This window comes from Sphingopyxis sp. RIFCSPHIGHO2_12_FULL_65_19, assembly GCF_001830555.1.
GTDB lineage: Bacteria > Pseudomonadota > Alphaproteobacteria > Sphingomonadales > Sphingomonadaceae > Sphingopyxis.
In genome coordinates, this window is record NZ_MIAM01000030.1 from 17,720 (window position 1) to 34,822 (window position 17,103).

The following is a 17,103-nucleotide window of genomic DNA, read 5'->3' on the forward strand; positions in this document are numbered from 1 at the left end:
AGCGTGAATCGGTGGCGAGCAGATGCAAAATTCTGAAATTTCCTGTATTTCTTCATCGTGTCGGTCGCCGCGGATGCGACCGCTGCTGATTGGTGCGGCGTCTTTGCTTTGCCTGGCGTGGGCGGGCGCCGCGGCGGCGCAGCAAGCCAAGCCGCCGCAGGTTGTTCCGACTTTAGAGAAGCCTGCGAACGGCGAAATCGCGATACCGTCGCCGCCACCGCCAGATGTGACCCTGCCCGAGGTCGAGCCTATCATCAGCGATGAAGAGTTCGAGAAGGCGATCCCCTCGATCGGGGTCGAGGACGACCCGGAACTTGATCGGCCGCTGGAATCGATCGCTGACTTTGAGAAGCGCGAGGCAGCCGAAGCGGCGACGCGTGCGCAGGCGGCCGGCGCAACCGCGGAAACACCGCTGCCGGAGGTCGATGACGTGCGGGTGCCCGCCTTGGCGGACGGCGATGCCGTCGAGGTGATCGGCGACGCGCCGATCAGCGACACCGAACTCGCGGCACCGCTGCCGCCGCTCGAAAATTTCGATGTGGAGCTGGTCCAGTTTGCCGAGGCCGAGGATGATAGGGATAATGTCAGCGTCGCCTATCTGGTGAAGGTCAACGGGCTTGATTCCGCCGATGACAGCACTGACGTTGATCTCGCAGACCTCTTCGGTGATCTGTCGGCCCTTTATGATGGTGACGGCAAGGCGGACAATGCGGCGATGGTCCGCGCGCGCCTCTCGGCCGATGGCGAGTTGATGCAGCGCATCCTCTCATCGGAAGGCTATTATGATGCCGTGGTCGATACGCGGATCGACCTTGGCCCGCGCGAGGAAGGACAGCCGCGCCAGCGCGGAGCGCCCGTCACCGCGATCATCGATGTGACGCCCGGCAAGCGCTACACGCTCTCCGACATCATCGTCGATGCGGCGCCGACTATCCCGCCAACGCTGATTGCCGACAATTTTCCGCTCAGCGTGGGCGAACCGATCGTCGCGCAGCGTATTCAGGGTGCCGAAGCCGCGATCGCGCTCAAGCTGCCGCAGGAAGGCTATCCTTTCGCCAAGGTCGGACAGCGTGACATTCTGCTCGATAGTGCCACCGGCGATGGCGTCTATACGCTGCCTGTCGATATCGGCAAAAGGTCGCGTTTCGGCGGCATCGAGACGACCGGCGATCTGGCGTTCGATGCCGAGCATGTCGGGGTTCTGGCGCGATTCAAGCGCGGCGACCTGTACGACAGCCGCCAGGTCGACGACCTGCGGCAGGCGCTGGTTGCAACGGGCCTGTTCTCGACCGTGGCGGCGGAACCGCAGCCGACGGGCGAAAGCGCGGGCGACGACACCGAATATGTCACGATGCTGGTGACCCAGCAGGCGGGTCCGCCGCGGACGATTGCCGCGAGTGCGGGTTATGGCACCGGCGAAGGGATAAGGCTGGAAGGCAGCTGGACGCACCGCAACTTCCTGCCGCCCGAGGGAGCTTTGACGTTCCGCGGCGTGGTCGGGACCAGGGAACAGGGTATTGGCGCGACGCTGCGCCGGTCGAACGCCGGGCAGCGCGACCGCACGCTGGAACTCGTCACCGAAGTCACCCGCAACGACTATAATGCGTTCGAGGCGATTACTGGCCGCGTCGCGGCGCGGGTCAGCTATGACTCGACGCCGATCTGGCAGAAGAAATTCACTTATGCCTATGGCGTCGAACTGCTCGCGTCGCGCGAAGATGATTATGATTTCGCGGCCGGCGAGCGCAAATATGATTTCTACACGATCCTTGGGCTGACGGGGCAGGTCGGGATGGACCGCACCGACAGCCTGCTCGATCCGACGAAGGGGTTTCGGATTACGTCGCTGATCCAGCCCGAAGGGTCGCTTGCCGGACGATTTTCCCCCTATGCGCGGCTGCGGACCGACATCAGCGGCTATTATCCGGTGACCGACAGCATCGTGCTGGCGGGGCGCGTCCGGGTCGGGTCGATCCTGGGGGCGGCGCGCGAACGATTGGCGCCATCGCGGCGTTTCTACGCCGGCGGCGGCGGTTCGGTGCGCGGTTTCGGTTATCAGGAACTTGGGCCGAAAGACCCCAATGACGATCCGATCGGCGGTCGCAGCGTCAACGAGATGGCAGTCGAGGCGCGCTATCGGTTCGGCAATTTCGGCGTCGTCGGCTTTGTCGATGCGGGACAGGTCTATCGTTCGTCGGCACCGACATTCCAGAACCTGCGTTTCGGCGCGGGGATCGGCGCGCGCTATTACACGAATTTCGGACCGATGCGGTTCGATGTCGCGACCCCGATCGGCCGCAAGCCGGGCGAAGCGCGGGTCAGCGTCTATGTTTCGATCGGGCAGGCCTTCTGATGGTTGCGGACGACACCCCGGCTACCGAAGCGACCGCGCCGGTCCGGACGCGGTCCTGGCCGCTCGCCATCCTGCGCGGCGTTGGGATGGCCTTGCTCGGCTTGGTTCTGCTCGCCGCGCTGTTCCTCGTCGGGCTCAACAGCGACGCCGGGCGCCGCTTCGTCGTTACCCAGATCGAGAAATATGAATTTGAAAATGGGATGAAGGTCGGCATCGGTCGGCTCGACGGGTCGCTCTATGGCCGGATGATCATCCGCGATTTCACGTTGTCGGACCCCAAGGGGGTGTTCCTCGCCTCGCCCGAAGTCCAGATCGACTGGCGGCCGATCCGCTACCTTGCCAATCATGTCGACGTCCGTTCGGCCACTGCCGCGACGATGACGATGCGGAAACTGCCCGAATTCAAGGTTGTCCCCGATACCGGCGAGCCGTTGCTGCCCGACCTCGATATCGACGTCGGCGCCTTGCGCATCGATCGCTTTATCTTCGAGGCGCCCGTCGCGGGCGAACGGCAGGAGGCACGGATCGCGGGCACGATCGCGATTGCCGACCGCCGTGCGCAGGTCACCGCCAACGCCGAAACCGTCGGCGCCAACGCAAAGGGCGACACGCTCAAGCTGCTGCTGGACGCGGTGCCGGAAGCGAACCGGCTGGCGGTCACGCTCGACGTGAATGCACCGCAGGGCGGCGTGCTCGCCGCCATGGGCGGATTCCAGGAGCCGCTGACCGCAAGGCTCGAAGGGCGCGGCGACTGGAAAGCCTGGAATGGCAATCTCACCGCCAACCTCGGCGCTGCGCCGCTGGCGCGCGTCGCGCTGACCGGCCGCGACGGCACCTTCACGGCCAAGGGAAGCGCCCAGGCTTCACGGCTTCTGACCGGGCCGATGGCCGAAATGTTGGGCACCGAGACCGCCATCGATCTCACCGCCCGACTGGACGAGCGCAAGGCGGCGATCGACGGGCGGCTGTCGTCCGATGCGGCACAGCTTGGGATCAGCGGCGGGGTCGATCTCGGTGCCAGTCGCTACGACGGGTTGCAGCTTGCGGCCAACATATTGCGCCCCGGCGCCATCGCCCCCGCTTTGCGCGCCAATGGCCTGCGTGCGTCCGCGACGCTCGACGGTGCGTTCGATTTGCCGACGGTCGAATATCGGGCGAATGCCAACAGCCTCGCGGTCAACGACATCGTCGTCGAGGGGCTGAGCCTTGCGGGTAAGGCCCGCGTCGATGCCGACCAGATCGTCATTCCGGTCGCGGGCCGCGCAGCGCGCATTCGCGGGCTCGACACGGTGGCGGGCGGGACGCTGGTGCAGGTGCGGCTCGATGGCGACCTGGCTTACAGCAACGGCCGCGTCCTCAGTGACAATCTGCGCCTGCGCTCGCCGCGCATTGACGCCAAGGCCATCCTGATCGCCGACCTGAACAAGGGGCTTTACACGGGCGCGATCGACGGACGCATCAACGATTACCGCATCGAAAGCGTCGGCATCTTCGATATCGACACCGATGCCGACCTGAAAACCGCACCGCGGGGGGGATTTGAAATCGTCGGCCGCGTCCGGGCGCGTTCGACAAGACTGTTCAATTCGGGCGTGCGCGATTTCCTCGGCGGCAATGCGACCGCGTCGAGCGACGTGCGCTATGGCACCGACGGCATCGTGCGCTTTTCCGGGCTGCGGCTGTCGGCGCCGCGTCTGCGCGTCACGGGCGGGCAGGGCAGCTATGCGCCGAACGGGCAGATCCGGCTGACCGCGCGCGCGAACTCGACCGACTATGGTCCCGTCGGGGTCCAGCTTGCCGGGACGATCAGCGATCCGCGCGCGGTGGTGACGGCTTCGCGGCCGGGGCTCGGCATCGGGCTCGCCAACCTCGTCGCGCGGATCAACGGCGCGCCGAACGGCTATCGCCTCGCCGCGACCGGCGATACCGATTATGGCCCATTGTCCGCCGATGTCGTGCTGCTGACTGCGGCGGGCCCGCTCACGATCGACGTCGAGCGCGGGGACCTGTCTGGCATCGGTTTCAATGGCCGGTTGGTGCAGAGCAAGGCCGGGCCGTTCGAGGGACAGCTCAACGCGTCGGGGCAGGGGCTTGGCGGCCTTGTCCGGCTGACCGCTGCGGGACAACATCAGGCCGCCGCGATCAACGTCCGCGCCAATGACGTCGTGTTGCCCGGACCCGCGCAACTCGCGGTGGGATCGGCAATCGTCGACGCCGACGTCATTCTTTACGACACGCCGCACGTCATCGCCGATATCCAGATCGCCGAAACGCGGATCCGCGAATATGACATCGCGGTCGCGCGCGTGAAGATCGATTATCGCGGCGGCACGGGCAAGGCGCAGGCCCTCGTCGAAGGGACCAGCGGCGTGCCTTTCCGCATCGCGGCCAATGCCGACCTGAAACCCGACCTCTGGCGCGCCACGGTGCGGGGCCGCGCGACGGGCATCAATTTCCGCACGACCTCGCCGGCGCGCATCGTCCCCGGCGCCGACGGCTATGAACTGCTGCCGACCAACGTCAGCCTCGGCCGCGGCAGCAGCGCGCGCATTGCCGGGCGCTTCGGCGACGGCATCATGGTGCAGAGCCGGCTCGATCGCGTGAACATGGCGATCCTCAACGCCGTCTATCCCGACATGGGGCTGGGCGGCCGTGCATCGGGAAGCCTCGATTTTGAACAAGCCAATGCCGACAGTTTCCCCCGCGCCGATGCCCGGTTGACCATCACCGGCTTCACGCGCACGACGGCTGCGTCGGTCAGCCAGCCGGTCGATGTCAATTTCGCCGGCAAGCTGCTCGCCGACGGGGGCGAAGCGCGCGCGGTAATGCGTCGGCGCGGCAGCGTGATCGGGCGGATGCAGGCGTCGCTGCGACCGCTGGGGCCCGTTGCGGGCGGTTGGACCGAACGGCTCATGGCGGCGCCGCTGGGCGGCGGCATTCGCTACAATGGGCCCGCCGATACGCTTTATTCCTTCTTCGGCCCCGCCGACCAGCATGTGTCGGGACCGATTGCGGTCGCGGCCGATTTCAGTTGCAGCGTCGCCGACCCCTGTTTGCAGGGCGTCGTGCGCGGCAAGGACATGGTCTATGAAAATCAGACCTATGGCACGCGGCTCACCAACATGGCGGTGGCAGGGCGCTTCACCGGCAATCGGTTGGAGGTTGACCAGCTGAGCGCGAAGGCCGGCGATGGCACCGTTCAGGCAAAGGGCTATATCAGCCTTGCCGCCGCCGACGGCTATCCGATGAACATCGCCGCGACGCTCGACAATGCGCGGCTCGCCCGGAGCGAAAATATCGCAGCGCGGGCAACCGGCAACCTGACGCTGGAAAAGGTCGCGGGCCAGACCGCCTTGCTGTCGGGCAGCCTGCGCCTGCCCGAAACACGCTACAAGATCGTGCGCGAGGGTGCTGCACAAGTCCCGGTGCTCACGGGTGTGCGGCGCAAGGCTCCGGCGGGTCGTCCCCGCGTCAGCGGCGACGGCCTTGCCGCGGTCGGCGGCAGCCTGTTCGACCTCATCCGCCTCGACATCGCGCTTAAGGCACCCGACGAAATCTATGTCAGCGGCATGGGGCTCGAATCCGAATGGAAGGCCGATATCGTCCTGCGCGGCACCACCGAAGCGCCGCGCGTGACGGGCGAGATCGAGCTGGTGCGCGGCACGCTCGGCTTCGCGGGCCGCTCGTTCGAGCTTCAGGAGGGCAGGGTAACTTTCCCGACGGGCGATGCGTTCGATCCGGCGATCCGCCTGCTCGCAAGCGATACGATCGAAACGGTGACGGTCAGCGTCAGCGTAACCGGCCGCGCGAGCAACCCACAGGTTGCCTTCTCCAGTGTTCCCGGCCTGCCGCAGGACGAGATCGTCTCGCGCATCCTGTTCGGCGATTCGATCACGACGCTGTCGCCGCTGCAAGCGGTCCAGCTCGCATCGTCGCTCAACACGCTCAGCGGCAGCGGCGGGGGGCTGAGCCCGCTCGGCGCGCTCCAGTCGGCGACCGGCATCGACCGGCTGCGCGTCCTTGGCCCCGACGATACGGTAGGTCGCGGCGCGGCGCTTGCCGCCGGACAATATATCACCAAGGATATCTATATCGAGGTGATCACCGACGCGCGCGGCTATACCGCAACGCAGCTTGAGATCAGCCTGACACCGGCGCTGTCGCTGCTCAGCCAGGCGGGCGGTTCGGGACAATCGAACCTCAGCATCCGCTATCGCAAGGATTATTGATGCGCGCTGGCGCTTTTCTCCTCCCGCTGCTGCTGCTCGCTGCGTGCAAAGAAGAACCGCGCTTCGAGGAACGCTATGACAAGGCGGCTGAGGAGATTGAGGCGCGGGCGAAAGCGATGGATGCCGACATCGCCGAATCCGAAAAAGCCGCCGCCGCGTCGGGCTTGTCAGACCCTGCCGGGCCGTCTAATGCGCCGGGGTCATCTGGGGAGTAGCCAGCCGTCCTTCGGGACGGGCCACCGTGTCAACATACTCGGCCGAGAGGTCGTGGTGCGGTGGAAGCGGGGAACCGCTTGGGCGAGACCAATGGCATCGACCTTCGTCCGGGCCGGGCGGCGGGTTTGATGTCATTTGGAATCGCGAAGTCGCTCGGCCCCGGAGTAAGTCATGGAAGCCCTGTTCACCTCGACCGCCGTCGTCGCGCTCGCCGAAATCGGCGACAAGACGCAGCTGCTCGCGATCCTGCTCGCGACGCGTTTCAATCGGCCGGTGCCGATCATCCTCGGCATATTGGTCGCGACGCTTGCCAATCATGCGCTCGCCGCGCTGCTTGGCGCCTCGGCGGCGGCGTTCCTCGACAGCCCTGCCTTTCGCTACGCGATTGCCCTGTCCTTCGTCGCGATGGCGGTGTGGACGCTGGTTCCCGACAAATTCGACGACGATGAAGCCCCCAAGCCACGCTTCGGCGCCTTCCTGACGACGCTCGTCGCCTTTTTCCTTGTCGAGATGGGCGACAAGACGCAGGTCGCGACGATCGCGCTCGGCGCCCAATATCAGAATGTCGTCGCGGTCACCGCGGGCACGACGCTGGGCATGATGATCGCCAATGTGCCCGCGATCTTCCTCGGCCAGCAGCTGCTGAAGCGCGTCGACCTTGCCAAGGTCCGCATGGTTGCTGCGGGTCTGTTCCTCGTGATCGGCCTGTGGGTGCTGGCGCAGACCGCGGGCTGGCTGGCCTAGTCAGCGTTGCGCGTCGCGAGCAGGCGCTCGAAATTCCAGCTCGACGCGCACATGGCGTCGAGGTCGCGCTCCGCTTGCCAGCCCAGTTCGCGCGCAGCGCGTTCGGGGCTGGCAAAGCAGCTTGCGACATCGCCGTCGCGGCGCGGCGCGATGCGATAGGGGATGGGCACGCCGTTCACGCGTTCGAACGCCTCGACCATGTCGAGCACCGAATAGCCCGTTCCCGTGCCGAGGTTCCAGGTCGACAGCGGCTGGTCGGCCTTGGCGATCGCATCGAGCGCGGCGACGTGGCCGCCTGCGAGGTCGACGACATGGATATAGTCGCGCACGCCGGTGCCGTCGGGGGTGTCGTAATCATCGCCGAACACCGACAATTCGGCGAGCCGCCCAGCTGCGACGCGGCTGATGAAGGGCATCAGGTTGTTCGGGATGCCGTTCGGATTCTCGCCGATCAGCCCGCTGTCATGCGCGCCGACCGGGTTGAAATAGCGCAGGATCGCGATGCGCCATTCGGGATCGGCAGCGGCGACGTCGGTCAGCATCTCCTCGATCATCAACTTGGTGCGGCCATAGGGGTTGGTCGCCGAGGTCGGGTGATTCTCATCGAGCGGCAGATATTGAGGCTGGCCATAGACCGTCGCGCTTGACGAAAAGACCAGCGTCTTGGTGCCGCAATCGCGCAACGCTTCGAGCAGCGACAGCGTCCCGCGGACGTTATTGTCATAATATTTGATCGGCTCGGCGACCGATTCGCCGACCGCCTTCAGCCCCGCGAAATGAATGACGGCCTCGATCCCATGCTCGCGCATAGCCCGGCGCAAGGCGTCGCCGTCGCGGATATCGCCCTCCACCAGCGGCACCGCGGTCCCGGTGATCGCTTCGAGGCGGTCCATGACCGATGCATCGCTATTCGACAGATTGTCGAAACAAACCACATCGTGTTTCTCGGAGATCAGTGCGGTCGCGACATGGCTGCCAATATATCCTGCTCCACCTGTCAGTAGAATCTTCATCCGTCGACCTGCCTTCATTTCCGTTCAGCAACCGGATAGCCGGGATGCTTCGACCATTCCTCAACATACCAGTTCACGAACGCCGGAACGCCGACTGACATTGGCGTCGTTGGCGCGAAGCCGAGGTCGCGGTTGATGTCGTCGATGTCGGCAAAAGTCTGGTAAACATCGCCGTCCTGCATAGGCATCAGGTTGAGCTCAGCCTTGCGATCGCACGCTCCCTCGATCGCGCGGATCAGGTCTGTGAGCTGCTCGGGGCGGTTGTTGCCAATGTTGTAAATTCGGTGCGGGGTTGCGAAGCCTCCCGGTTTTTGTTGGCCATCGTCGGCGGGCGGACGATCGAGCGCGAGGATGATGCCGTTCACGATATCGTCGATGAAGGTGAAATCCCGCAGCATGTCGCCGTGGTTGTAAACGTCGATCGCCTTTCCTTGCAGAACCGCTTCGGTGAACTTCCACACCGCCATGTCCGGCCGTCCCCACGGCCCATATACGGTGAAAAAGCGCAGGCCGGTCTGGGGAATGCGGAACAGATGCGCATAGGTCTCGCTCATCAACTCGTCGGCGCGCTTCGTGGCCGCATAAAGCGAGATAGGCGAATCGGCGCGGTCGGCGACACGAAATGGCGTATCGGACCGCATCCCGTACACCGACGATGACGAGGCATATACTAGATGCGAAATGGCGCGGTGGCGCGCCAGTTCGAGAATGTTGAGATGGCCCGAGATGTTCGAGTGGATATAGGCCGCAGGATTTTCGAGCGAATAGCGTACGCCGGGTTGGGCGCCGAGGTGAACAACCCGATCGACCTCCTTGCCGAACAGGCTGGCCGTGAGTGCGCTTGCGTCGCCAAAGTCGATGTTCAGAAAGCTGTAGGCTGTTCCGTGCTTTGCCTCGAGACGCGCGACGCGCGCGCGCTTGAGGTCGAGCGAATAATAGGGCGTGAAATTGTCGATTCCAACGACCTGTTCGCCGCGATTGAGCAAGGCCTCCGCGACGTGCATACCGATAAAGCCAGCTGCACCAGTGATGAGCGTCGTCAACCTTCGTCTCCGATTATTCTGCCGCCGTGGTCGTACCCCGTACGACCTTGTCTGCAACACGGCCGAAACCGGCCTGTCGATTCCGCTTTAGCCTCGCAATGGTAAACGCCTCGGCAAGAGAAATAAAACAATGCCGTAGAACTTCGAAATGCGGCGCGGAATCGGGACGACGCCGACATTCCGGGGCACTGCACGGCTGCCGCGGAACCTGCCTCCAGCTCGTTCGTGACAAACGCTATTCGGCGCCATGGAGCGTGGCGGCCATGCAGTTGCGTCCGAGCCACGATGGCCATGGAGGTCTGGCGCAGGATTTGGTGGTGAGCCCTGCTGGGTTCGAACCAGCGACCTACTGATTAAAAGTCAGTGATGATCCGTTGCAGCGTTTCGCATCCTGTCGCACCGATCGCTAAAAATCCCCTGAAAAGTGGCGTTATCGGTCGATGGCCGTTAGATCTCGTTGCATCCTGTTCTACTTACTTGTATTCAGCTTACTTACCAGCGCACTTACTCACAGGTGAGATATGGCAACGCCAATACCAAAGGGAATTAGCAAGCGCACCGTGGATGCCGCCGAGCCGCGTCAAGCCGCATGGTTCCTATGGGACGACGGGAAGGGGGCAATCGCCGGTTTTGGCCTGCGCGTCAGTCCAGGCGGCGCGAAGGCATATATTCTGCAATACCGCATGGCCGGTGCGAAAGCTGATCGCCGGTACACGATCGGGCGGCATGGGCCGTGGACGCCCGACAAGGCCCGCGAGAGGGCGGCCGAGCTGCGGCGGCTTGTCGATACCGGCGTCGACCCGTTCGAGGCCGACGAGGCCGCGCACAAGGGCAGGGAGCGCGAACGGGTTGCCAACCTCGAGCGGGCATTCGATGTCGTCGCGGATCAATGGCTCAAATCATACAAGAGCGACCGCCATGGCAAGACCCGGCGCCAGTCGAGCGTGAACATCGCAACGACCGTCGTCCGGCACCTCAAGGCCAAATTCGGCTCGCGCCGGATCGACGAACTCGGGCGCGCGGATATCATTGCGGCGATCGACGCCATCGCCCCCGAAAAGGTCGCCATGCGCTCAAGCGTCTTTTCCTATGGGCGCATCCTATGGAAATGGGCATTTGCCCGCGAACTGGTCGACGTCATCCCCTTCGCGGCCCTGACTGCGCCAGCGAAGCCCGCGAGCCGCGACGTCATCCTGTCCGATGCCGCACTGGCGATCGTCTGGCGCGCCAGCCGCAAGATCGAATATCCGTTCGGCCCGGCGTTTCGGCTCTTGCTGCTCACCGGGCAGCGCCGCAGTGAAGTTTTCGGGATGAAGTGGGAGGAACTCGACAAGAAGGCCGCGACGTGGACAATCCCGGCCGACCGCGCGAAGAACAATCAGGCCCATGTCGTGCCGCTCACTGATATCGCCGTCTCCGAACTCACCGCCATGCTGACTAAGCCCGGTGAAAAGGCGCCGACCGAATGGTCGAAGCGCGGGCTCGTTTTCACGACGAACAACACGACCGCGGCAAGCGGGATATCGAAAGCCAAGCTGCGCCTCGACGCGGCGGCGAATGAAATTGCGGGTGAGGGCGGGGCGAAGGTTGCAAGCTGGCGCCTGCACGATCTGCGCCGCACTGTCGCGACCGGGTTGCAAAAGCTCGGCGTTCGGCTCGAAGTGACGGAAGCGGTCCTGAACCATATCAGCGGCAGCAAGGCCGGGATCGTCGGCATCTACCAGCGGCATGATTGGGCCGACGAAAAGCGAGCGGCGCTGGATCTGTGGGCGTCGCATGTTGCCGGGTTGATCGCGCCTAAGGCTGTTGTGGCGGAGACGGCTTAAAAGTGGGGTGCTGACCGCATCGTTGCCTGATTGCAATAGCCGAGCAGATGACTTGGAAGTAACTTCTGTCGGCGACACGTCGGCGACACGGCTCATCGCGTGCCGACATAAACTCATTCATCGCCGTGACACGCGAACGAATGTATCAAAGAGGGCATGGTCGCTTCGCACTAATCTTGCATTGCGACGCAACATGCATCACATACGATTCGTTAGCGATCATCTGCTATTGCTGACACAGAGAAGGGAATGACCATGACCAACAACAACAAAGGGCATTTTTATGTCGGTGAGTTGCCGGACGGTCGCTTTGTGGCGGCCGCGACGGCCTCGCCCTATTTCTGCTTTCGCGCTGACAGTGAAGATGAGGTTCTTGCCAAAGTGAAACGCGGCCTCGCGTTCTTCGGCGAAACCCAAGGCCTTGGAAAAGGCGGCATCAACATCAAGGCGGTAACCCAGTCCGTGACGACGCTGCGCGCCCCGCGCAAGGTGTCGATCCAGGAACTTATGGCTGCCTGATCGATGAGCAGCTGCTACGTCCGGTTGGACGACGTTCCGGACGAGAAGCTTGAATTTTTAGGCTATATCCTCGTCGAAGAGGATGAATACACCAAGGTGTACTATCATCTTGGCGACTATGTCATAGTCGACAAGTCGGATCCGTTCATGTTCATCCATGATCACAATGATACGGCGCTGCTAGGATCCGAAGCAATCTCGCTTCCGACCCACGACTAGCTCGAATTGGCCGGCGGGCGGGTAGTCTCAAGCTCCCGCCCTATGGTCGTGGCGTCTCAATTCGTCCGACCGACCAGCCGAGTCCCCCATAGCAAAGAGGGCGCCGAGTCGAAACCCGACGCCCCCATTTGGTGCTATTCCCGCTCAACTCACCCGGTATCGATAGGGCTCGATCCCCGCTGGGGCGGGCAGAACGATGACGCTTTGATCCTCGCCGTCGTAAGTCGGCCGCATGTTGCGATGATCCATTTCGCCGGGTTCGCTTAGCGGACAGCCGGGGCCGAGGCCGCGAATCCGATCGCACGTCGGGTCGCAATCGTCCTCACCGCCGCTGTGGTCGGTTTCGTCGCCGTTCGGCTCGACGTCCGGGTCGCCGTCCAGATCGTCAAGACACTCGATTGCGCGCTCGACCAGCCGCGCCAGCAATGCGCGGGGCAGGGACGGGATGGCAGACAGCACAAGGTCGAGCGGGGCCTGCTCGGGCCGTGCGAGGGCGTGGCGGGCGCTCACTTGCCATTCTCCCGCCGACGCATGGCCCTGCGGACGCGCTGAGCGCCCTTGAGCCACCGCGAGGCCAGAACCTGCCCCTCGTCGATCGCTGCGCGCCGTGCGGGCGCCATGCGGCGAAGCTGGGTCCAGATCATCCTCATGACGCCACCGCCTTTGCAGCATGGTCGCGAATAGACTGGCTGACCCCGGCGGCCAAGATGCCGTTTTCAGCGTCGTGAAACTGCCGGTCGACCGCCGCGTGATTTTCGCGCGCCGTCGTGAGCAGCATCCAGCAATGATAGAACTCGCGCTCGCGCGCCTCGCCGGGTTCCATTTCATAAATCGCCTCGTTCAGTTTTTCGGCAATCGTTTCCATCAGCGCCCCGAGCCTTTCGTTGGCGCACTGGGCATCGCTGAACAGGTCGAGCGGGCTTTTCACGGGGCTCATGGTTCGACCCCCGTCAACAGTCGCGCGTCGTCGACAATGAAGTCGAGCAGATCGGCCACGTCCTCATATTCGTGCATGTCCTCGCCGCGGAATATCTCGATTTTCTCGGCAAGGTCGTGAAACGAGGCGGCGGGGCATTTCACGACCGCTAACCCGGCGTCCGTCATTGCGCTGACGAGCGGGGCGTATGAGCCTTCATATGCGCGCTGGTCATCGTCCGACGCACCTTGCGCCGGTTCGCAGGCTTCCTTGTGGCGCGCGAACGCGGTTTTGGCTTCATGGAACGCGGCGAGCTTCATTGCGAAGGGAGAGGCGGTCATGCCGCACCGCCCATCGCGCGAAGCGAGCGCAGCGCGGCAAGGATGAGCCGCACATCCCAATCGAACCGGGTTTCGTCCGTCAGAAACCAGTCGAGATCCATGATGTTGATTGCGGCCTCGGCGTCGCGATCCTGCTCCATGTGGGCGAGCGCGGTCCAAAGCTGGATCGCGGCACCCTGCGGGCTGGTTGCCGTCGCATCACAGATCAGGATTTCGGCTGCATCCATGACGTCAAGCTGCGCCTGCTCTTCCGGCGTATATTCGACTTTCGGGCAATCGGAGAACGGGAGCGTCGCATAGATCGCGCAGGCAACCGAGCGGCGGCCCCAGGCGGCGAGAATTGCCACGTCGTCTTTCGCGGGCGCAATTGTGCTGATAGGTGCATTCATAGTCGTTTCCCTCTCTTGCAGGGTTTGCGATAGGGTCGATGCTCGGGTGCCAGCCCGATCGTCGGCCCGCCTTAGTTTCCATAAGGCTCACAATATGTGACAGCAATAATAGATTGCGTCAATGATATTTCGTCATTAATGCTCACATATTATGACACCATCGCAATGCAAAATGGCAAGAGCGGGCCTCGGTTGGAGTGCCGCCGACCTTGGGGCAAAGGCGGGATTAGCTCGCGAAACAGTCACACGGTACGAGAGCGGGTCAACGATCGCGCCATCGACGATTAAGGCCATGCGGGGCGCGCTCGAAGCGGCCGGCGCTGACTTTTTGCAGATATCGGATAAGGTTGGCGTGGCGGTGCCAGGCGCGTTTCAGCAATGAATGATACCAAACCTCAATCTCGGGCGTCGTTGACCGCTGCAATAAATGACCTTTTGCGCGAAGATTTTGACGGCGTTCCGGCAGCCGAAAACCTCGCGAGGGCCTTGGACAAAATCGTAAATTCCGGCTCGCTTCCTGTTCGCGAGGCGATCTTGCTGGATGCCATCGCCCGAGCACTGGAAGGAGAAACGCTCGATGGTTGGCGCCTCGCCTTGAAAGGCAAAAAGGGGCCGAAGCGGAACAAGCAAGAAGGGATGAAGCGAGAGGAAATTGGCAAGGTTTTTGCCGAAAACGTGGCGGGTGGCGGGTGGGAACACGCCATCGAAGCTGCGCGCGAGGCCAAACACAAGTCCCCGAAGGAAGCCTATGAACGCGAGCAGGATCGGCTTCGGATATTCATGCGTGCTCGCATCCCTCATGAGCAACGCCTTGAGCAACTACGCCCGCTTTGCCGACCGGCGACTCCGAAAGAATAGTGCTTTTTTCCGAGTGCTATATGTTCGCATCACCCGATAAATCGTAATATTTGGTTCTCCGTCGAAATAACGGAGACACCCCCGATGCAAGATTTTCTGACAGTGAAAGAGGCGGCCGCGCATGTCGGCCTGAGCGTTCACACGCTCAACGCCTATCGCATTTCCGGCAATGGCCCGCCCTATTTCAAACTCGGCGGCAAACACGTTCGGTATGATCGCGCCCAGCTCGAAGCATGGGCTCGCAGCGACCAGCGCCAGTCGACGAGTGAGGCTGCGTAATGCGGCTCCCCGAACGAAAACGCCCGCGCAAGGCGGGCGTCGATCTTTGCTTGGCGGCTCAGGATCGGAAACCCCAATACCTCAATCTGCCCAAGGGCGCAAGGAAGGCAGCCTGCGCAATGCGCCCTGAGGCTGGTCGACGGTGGCACCCATGAGCGCGACCCATTTCACCCCCGCGGTCGACATCATCAAGGCCGGCGGCGGTATGCTGCGCATTAGCTCGGGCATTGCAGCCGGCACGCCCGCGATCATGCTTGAGGTTTTCGCCAAGGCCGGGAAAGCCGACACCTCGAAGGGCAAAATCGCCATTTCCACTGAAATGCTCAGCGGTGTCTTGATCGCCATGGCAGAAGCGGCATGTCGGGCGACGTCCGAGGCCGAAGGCAATGCCAAGCCGACCGGCTGGGCCGTCGTCAATTCCGATATCGCCGAAGCTCTAAACGGCCGAGGGCAGCGGGAGCGAGCCGATGGGTGAGGTTGTCCAGTTTTCGCGCGAACCGCGCGCGCCGTATTTTCTGCTGGCGTGGGATCAGGCGGTCAACAACTGCCGGCTGGATTACGTCCATCGTGGAGGTCTGCGCGAATACGTCGGCTCCGGCAAAGATTATTTCAGCGTGCGGGACGCGTCGCGCCAATGTGCCCACGAAGCTGGTCTGCCGCTTGTCGATCAGATCGATCCTGTTCTCGGGATGAGGTGCGGACGATGAGCGAGAATATGGAAGCCGACGGCGGCGCCGAGGCCATCGCCGCGAAATTTGCACCGCTTCGTCGGACGGCCGAGAAGGTTGACGCCACGCGGGAAAAGAAAACTAGCGGCGGGGGTCGCAAAGAGAAAAACACGGAGGTTTCGGAAGATCGAATTGCAGCCGCGTTCACCAGGAAATTTGGCGATCACCTCCGTTATGACCACAGCGTCGGGAAATGGTTCGAATGGACCACGACATATTGGAGCCGGAACGAAACGCGGCTGGCGTTCCACTATGCCCGCAAGATGGCCGTTGAAATCAGTGACGGCGATCCGAGCTTTAGCCGGAGCAGCGTAGCCAACGGTGTCGAAGCCTTTGCTCGAGCCGACCCTACCCATGCTGTGACTGCCGATATTTGGGACCACGATCCCTATTACCTTGGCACGCCCGGCGGGACCGTTGACCTAAAGAGCGGGAGAATCTTTCCAGCCCGTCCTGCCGACATGATTACGAAGCAGACCGGCGTGGTCCCGGAAGCTGGCGCGCCGGCTAAATGGCTGGCGTTCCTCGACCAGGCAACCGGACACGATCAGACTTTGGTCCGCTTTCTCCAACAGGTAGCGGGATATTGTCTGACCGGTGTGACGAAGGAACACGCGCTGTTCTTCATCTATGGACCGGGCGGCAACGGCAAAAGTGTCTTTCTCAACATCTTGAATCACGTCCTGGGGGACTACGCCACGACGGCGGCCATGGAGACGTTTACGGCCAGCAAGAACGATCGTCACCCGACCGATCTTGCCATGCTCACCGGCGCTCGGCTGGTCTCGGCCAGTGAAACAGAGGAAGGCCGAGCTTGGGCCGAAAGCCGCATCAAGCAGATAACCGGTGGCGACAGGATCAGCGCCCGGTTCATGCGCCGCGACTTTTTCGAATTCGTCCCTCAGTTCAAGTTGGTCATTGTCGGCAACCACGCCCCGGTTCTTGCCAATGTCGACGAGGCTGCCCGTCGCCGCTTCAACATCATACCGTTCACGCACGTCCCGAAACATAAAGACCCGGACCTTGAAGAAAAACTGAAGGACGAGGCAGGGCGCATCCTAACCTGGGCGATCGAAGGCTGCAAAGATTGGCAAGCCAACGGCTTGGTTCGCCCGGATATCGTGACCGCCGCGACGAAAGACTATTTCGACGACCAGGACATGTTCGGCCAATGGATCGAAGAGAGGTGCGATCGGGGTTCCGCAAAATGGGAGATGCCAACGCCGCTTTACAACGATTGGGCCGAGTTCGCCCGATCAGCCGGCGAGGATCCCGGCAGTCAGCGCGGCATGAGCAGCAAACTGAATCGCGCTGGATTTCGCCGGAAGAAAAGCAACGGCATCCGCGCATATCATGGGCTCGCGCTCAAACCCAGATCGGCTCCGCACCATGATTAAGGGTCGCAAGGGGCACATAGGGCGCTTTTTCCC

The 17,103-nt window shown here is 62.9% G+C and carries 20 protein-coding genes, 1 tRNA gene and 1 riboswitch; of the genes, 13 read left to right on the forward strand and 8 right to left on the reverse strand.

Annotated elements, in window-relative coordinates; genetic code table 11:
- The first annotated feature begins 73 nt into the window (after positions 1-73).
- The 4 genes from A3E77_RS09605 to A3E77_RS09620 all read left to right on the forward strand — a co-directional run bounded on the left by A3E77_RS09605 (position 74) and on the right by A3E77_RS09620 (position 7,542).
- Positions 74-2,353 (forward strand): autotransporter assembly complex protein TamA, encoded by a 2,280-nt coding sequence (locus A3E77_RS09605; RefSeq protein WP_293645336.1) that lies wholly within the window; start codon positions 74-76, stop codon positions 2,351-2,353.
- Entirely contained in the window at positions 2,353-6,582 is a 4,230-nt protein-coding gene (locus A3E77_RS09610; protein WP_293645338.1) for a translocation/assembly module TamB domain-containing protein, read from the forward strand. Before A3E77_RS09605 ends, A3E77_RS09610 begins: the two co-directional genes overlap by 1 nt.
- Entirely contained in the window at positions 6,582-6,797 is a 216-nt protein-coding gene (locus A3E77_RS09615) for a hypothetical protein (RefSeq protein ID WP_293645340.1), read from the forward strand. The genes A3E77_RS09610 and A3E77_RS09615 overlap by 1 nt, the downstream gene beginning before the upstream one ends.
- Positions 6,776-6,949, forward strand: a riboswitch (yybP-ykoY riboswitch). (Overlaps the previous gene by 22 nt.)
- A gap of 20 nt (positions 6,950-6,969) precedes the next feature.
- Complete coding sequence (locus A3E77_RS09620) at positions 6,970-7,542, forward strand: TMEM165/GDT1 family protein (RefSeq protein WP_293645342.1); 573 nt, start codon at positions 6,970-6,972, stop codon at positions 7,540-7,542.
- Here A3E77_RS09620 and galE read toward each other — a convergent pair.
- The 3 genes from galE to A3E77_RS09635 all read right to left on the reverse strand — a co-directional run bounded on the left by galE (position 7,539) and on the right by A3E77_RS09635 (position 10,015).
- Positions 7,539-8,573, reverse strand: a complete 1,035-nt coding sequence (galE, locus tag A3E77_RS09625) for a UDP-glucose 4-epimerase GalE (protein ID WP_458574433.1) — start codon at positions 8,571-8,573, stop codon at positions 7,539-7,541. The genes A3E77_RS09620 and galE overlap by 4 nt on opposite strands.
- On the reverse strand, positions 8,570-9,598 hold the full coding sequence (locus A3E77_RS09630; RefSeq protein ID WP_293645346.1) for an NAD-dependent epimerase/dehydratase family protein: 1,029 nt from the start codon (positions 9,596-9,598) through the stop codon (positions 8,570-8,572). Before A3E77_RS09630 ends, galE begins: the two co-directional genes overlap by 4 nt.
- Before the next feature lie 315 nt (positions 9,599-9,913).
- A tRNA-Ser gene (locus tag A3E77_RS09635) sits at positions 9,914-10,015 on the reverse strand.
- A gap of 104 nt (positions 10,016-10,119) precedes the next feature.
- Here A3E77_RS09635 and A3E77_RS09640 point away from each other — a divergent pair.
- The 3 genes from A3E77_RS09640 to A3E77_RS09650 all read left to right on the forward strand — a co-directional run bounded on the left by A3E77_RS09640 (position 10,120) and on the right by A3E77_RS09650 (position 12,162).
- Positions 10,120-11,424 carry a tyrosine-type recombinase/integrase gene (locus A3E77_RS09640; protein ID WP_293645348.1) on the forward strand — a complete coding sequence of 435 codons (1,305 nt, stop codon included), beginning with the start codon at positions 10,120-10,122 and terminating at the stop codon, positions 11,422-11,424.
- A gap of 255 nt (positions 11,425-11,679) precedes the next feature.
- On the forward strand, positions 11,680-11,943 hold the full coding sequence (locus A3E77_RS09645) for a hypothetical protein (RefSeq protein WP_293645350.1): 264 nt from the start codon (positions 11,680-11,682) through the stop codon (positions 11,941-11,943).
- 3 nt (positions 11,944-11,946) lie between these two features.
- Entirely contained in the window at positions 11,947-12,162 is a 216-nt protein-coding gene (locus A3E77_RS09650; RefSeq protein ID WP_293645352.1) for a hypothetical protein, read from the forward strand.
- Positions 12,163-12,306: 144 nt separating this feature from the next.
- Here the strand turns inward: A3E77_RS09650 and A3E77_RS09655 are convergent, their stop codons facing one another.
- The 5 genes from A3E77_RS09655 to A3E77_RS09675 are packed head-to-tail and all read right to left on the reverse strand — an operon-like array spanning position 12,307 to position 13,808.
- Positions 12,307-12,672, reverse strand: coding sequence for a hypothetical protein (locus A3E77_RS09655; protein WP_293645354.1), 366 nt, complete (start codon positions 12,670-12,672; stop codon positions 12,307-12,309).
- Positions 12,669-12,812, reverse strand: a complete 144-nt coding sequence (locus tag A3E77_RS09660; protein WP_293645356.1) for a hypothetical protein — start codon at positions 12,810-12,812, stop codon at positions 12,669-12,671. The genes A3E77_RS09655 and A3E77_RS09660 overlap by 4 nt, the downstream gene beginning before the upstream one ends.
- A complete protein-coding gene (locus A3E77_RS09665; protein ID WP_293645358.1) occupies positions 12,809-13,099 on the reverse strand; it encodes a hypothetical protein in 291 nt (96 codons plus the stop codon). Before A3E77_RS09665 ends, A3E77_RS09660 begins: the two co-directional genes overlap by 4 nt.
- The gene (locus tag A3E77_RS09670; protein ID WP_293645360.1) at positions 13,096-13,419 is read right to left on the reverse strand and encodes a hypothetical protein; all 324 of its coding nucleotides are present in this window, start codon (positions 13,417-13,419) and stop codon (positions 13,096-13,098) included. The genes A3E77_RS09665 and A3E77_RS09670 overlap by 4 nt, the downstream gene beginning before the upstream one ends.
- Entirely contained in the window at positions 13,416-13,808 is a 393-nt protein-coding gene (locus tag A3E77_RS09675; RefSeq protein ID WP_293645362.1) for a hypothetical protein, read from the reverse strand. Before A3E77_RS09675 ends, A3E77_RS09670 begins: the two co-directional genes overlap by 4 nt.
- Before the next feature lie 172 nt (positions 13,809-13,980).
- On the opposite strand from A3E77_RS09675, the gene A3E77_RS19435 reads away from it, so the two are divergent.
- The 6 genes from A3E77_RS19435 to A3E77_RS09700 all read left to right on the forward strand — a co-directional run bounded on the left by A3E77_RS19435 (position 13,981) and on the right by A3E77_RS09700 (position 17,070).
- Positions 13,981-14,190: a helix-turn-helix transcriptional regulator gene (locus A3E77_RS19435; RefSeq protein ID WP_366652631.1), complete on the forward strand. Its 210-nt coding sequence runs from the start codon at positions 13,981-13,983 to the stop codon at positions 14,188-14,190.
- Complete coding sequence (locus A3E77_RS09680) at positions 14,187-14,666, forward strand: hypothetical protein (RefSeq protein ID WP_293645364.1); 480 nt, start codon at positions 14,187-14,189, stop codon at positions 14,664-14,666. The genes A3E77_RS19435 and A3E77_RS09680 overlap by 4 nt, the downstream gene beginning before the upstream one ends.
- Before the next feature lie 84 nt (positions 14,667-14,750).
- On the forward strand, positions 14,751-14,945 hold the full coding sequence (locus A3E77_RS09685; protein WP_293645366.1) for a helix-turn-helix transcriptional regulator: 195 nt from the start codon (positions 14,751-14,753) through the stop codon (positions 14,943-14,945).
- 151 nt (positions 14,946-15,096) lie between these two features.
- The gene (locus A3E77_RS09690) at positions 15,097-15,420 is read left to right on the forward strand and encodes a hypothetical protein (RefSeq protein ID WP_293645368.1); all 324 of its coding nucleotides are present in this window, start codon (positions 15,097-15,099) and stop codon (positions 15,418-15,420) included.
- Positions 15,413-15,652 (forward strand): hypothetical protein, encoded by a 240-nt coding sequence (locus A3E77_RS09695; protein ID WP_293645370.1) that lies wholly within the window; start codon positions 15,413-15,415, stop codon positions 15,650-15,652. Before A3E77_RS09690 ends, A3E77_RS09695 begins: the two co-directional genes overlap by 8 nt.
- The gene (locus A3E77_RS09700) at positions 15,649-17,070 is read left to right on the forward strand and encodes a phage/plasmid primase, P4 family (protein ID WP_293645372.1); all 1,422 of its coding nucleotides are present in this window, start codon (positions 15,649-15,651) and stop codon (positions 17,068-17,070) included. The genes A3E77_RS09695 and A3E77_RS09700 overlap by 4 nt, the downstream gene beginning before the upstream one ends.
- Positions 17,071-17,103 lie beyond the last annotated feature (33 nt).

What these genes read in the sequence shown, in the direction of transcription:
- A3E77_RS09700 (WP_293645372.1), top strand. Translation starts at nt 15,649, where the DNA reads ATGAGCGAGAATATGGAAGCCGACGGCGGCGCCGAGGCCATCGCCGCG.
- A3E77_RS09615 (WP_293645340.1), top strand. Translation starts at nt 6,582, where the DNA reads ATGCGCGCTGGCGCTTTTCTCCTCCCGCTGCTGCTGCTCGCTGCGTGC.
- A3E77_RS09605 (WP_293645336.1), top strand. Translation starts at nt 74, where the DNA reads ATGCGACCGCTGCTGATTGGTGCGGCGTCTTTGCTTTGCCTGGCGTGG.
- galE (WP_458574433.1), bottom strand. Translation starts at nt 8,573, where the DNA reads ATGAAGGCAGGTCGACGGATGAAGATTCTACTGACAGGTGGAGCAGGA.
- A3E77_RS09690 (WP_293645368.1), top strand. Translation starts at nt 15,097, where the DNA reads ATGAGCGCGACCCATTTCACCCCCGCGGTCGACATCATCAAGGCCGGC.
- A3E77_RS09685 (WP_293645366.1), top strand. Translation starts at nt 14,751, where the DNA reads ATGCAAGATTTTCTGACAGTGAAAGAGGCGGCCGCGCATGTCGGCCTG.
- A3E77_RS19435 (WP_366652631.1), top strand. Translation starts at nt 13,981, where the DNA reads ATGGCAAGAGCGGGCCTCGGTTGGAGTGCCGCCGACCTTGGGGCAAAG.
- A3E77_RS09680 (WP_293645364.1), top strand. Translation starts at nt 14,187, where the DNA reads ATGAATGATACCAAACCTCAATCTCGGGCGTCGTTGACCGCTGCAATA.
- A3E77_RS09675 (WP_293645362.1), bottom strand. Translation starts at nt 13,808, where the DNA reads ATGAATGCACCTATCAGCACAATTGCGCCCGCGAAAGACGACGTGGCA.
- A3E77_RS09620 (WP_293645342.1), top strand. Translation starts at nt 6,970, where the DNA reads ATGGAAGCCCTGTTCACCTCGACCGCCGTCGTCGCGCTCGCCGAAATC.
- A3E77_RS09650 (WP_293645352.1), top strand. Translation starts at nt 11,947, where the DNA reads ATGAGCAGCTGCTACGTCCGGTTGGACGACGTTCCGGACGAGAAGCTT.
- A3E77_RS09640 (WP_293645348.1), top strand. Translation starts at nt 10,120, where the DNA reads ATGGCAACGCCAATACCAAAGGGAATTAGCAAGCGCACCGTGGATGCC.
- A3E77_RS09660 (WP_293645356.1), bottom strand. Translation starts at nt 12,812, where the DNA reads ATGAGGATGATCTGGACCCAGCTTCGCCGCATGGCGCCCGCACGGCGC.
- A3E77_RS09695 (WP_293645370.1), top strand. Translation starts at nt 15,413, where the DNA reads ATGGGTGAGGTTGTCCAGTTTTCGCGCGAACCGCGCGCGCCGTATTTT.
- A3E77_RS09610 (WP_293645338.1), top strand. Translation starts at nt 2,353, where the DNA reads ATGGTTGCGGACGACACCCCGGCTACCGAAGCGACCGCGCCGGTCCGG.
- A3E77_RS09670 (WP_293645360.1), bottom strand. Translation starts at nt 13,419, where the DNA reads ATGACCGCCTCTCCCTTCGCAATGAAGCTCGCCGCGTTCCATGAAGCC.
- A3E77_RS09645 (WP_293645350.1), top strand. Translation starts at nt 11,680, where the DNA reads ATGACCAACAACAACAAAGGGCATTTTTATGTCGGTGAGTTGCCGGAC.
- A3E77_RS09665 (WP_293645358.1), bottom strand. Translation starts at nt 13,099, where the DNA reads ATGAGCCCCGTGAAAAGCCCGCTCGACCTGTTCAGCGATGCCCAGTGC.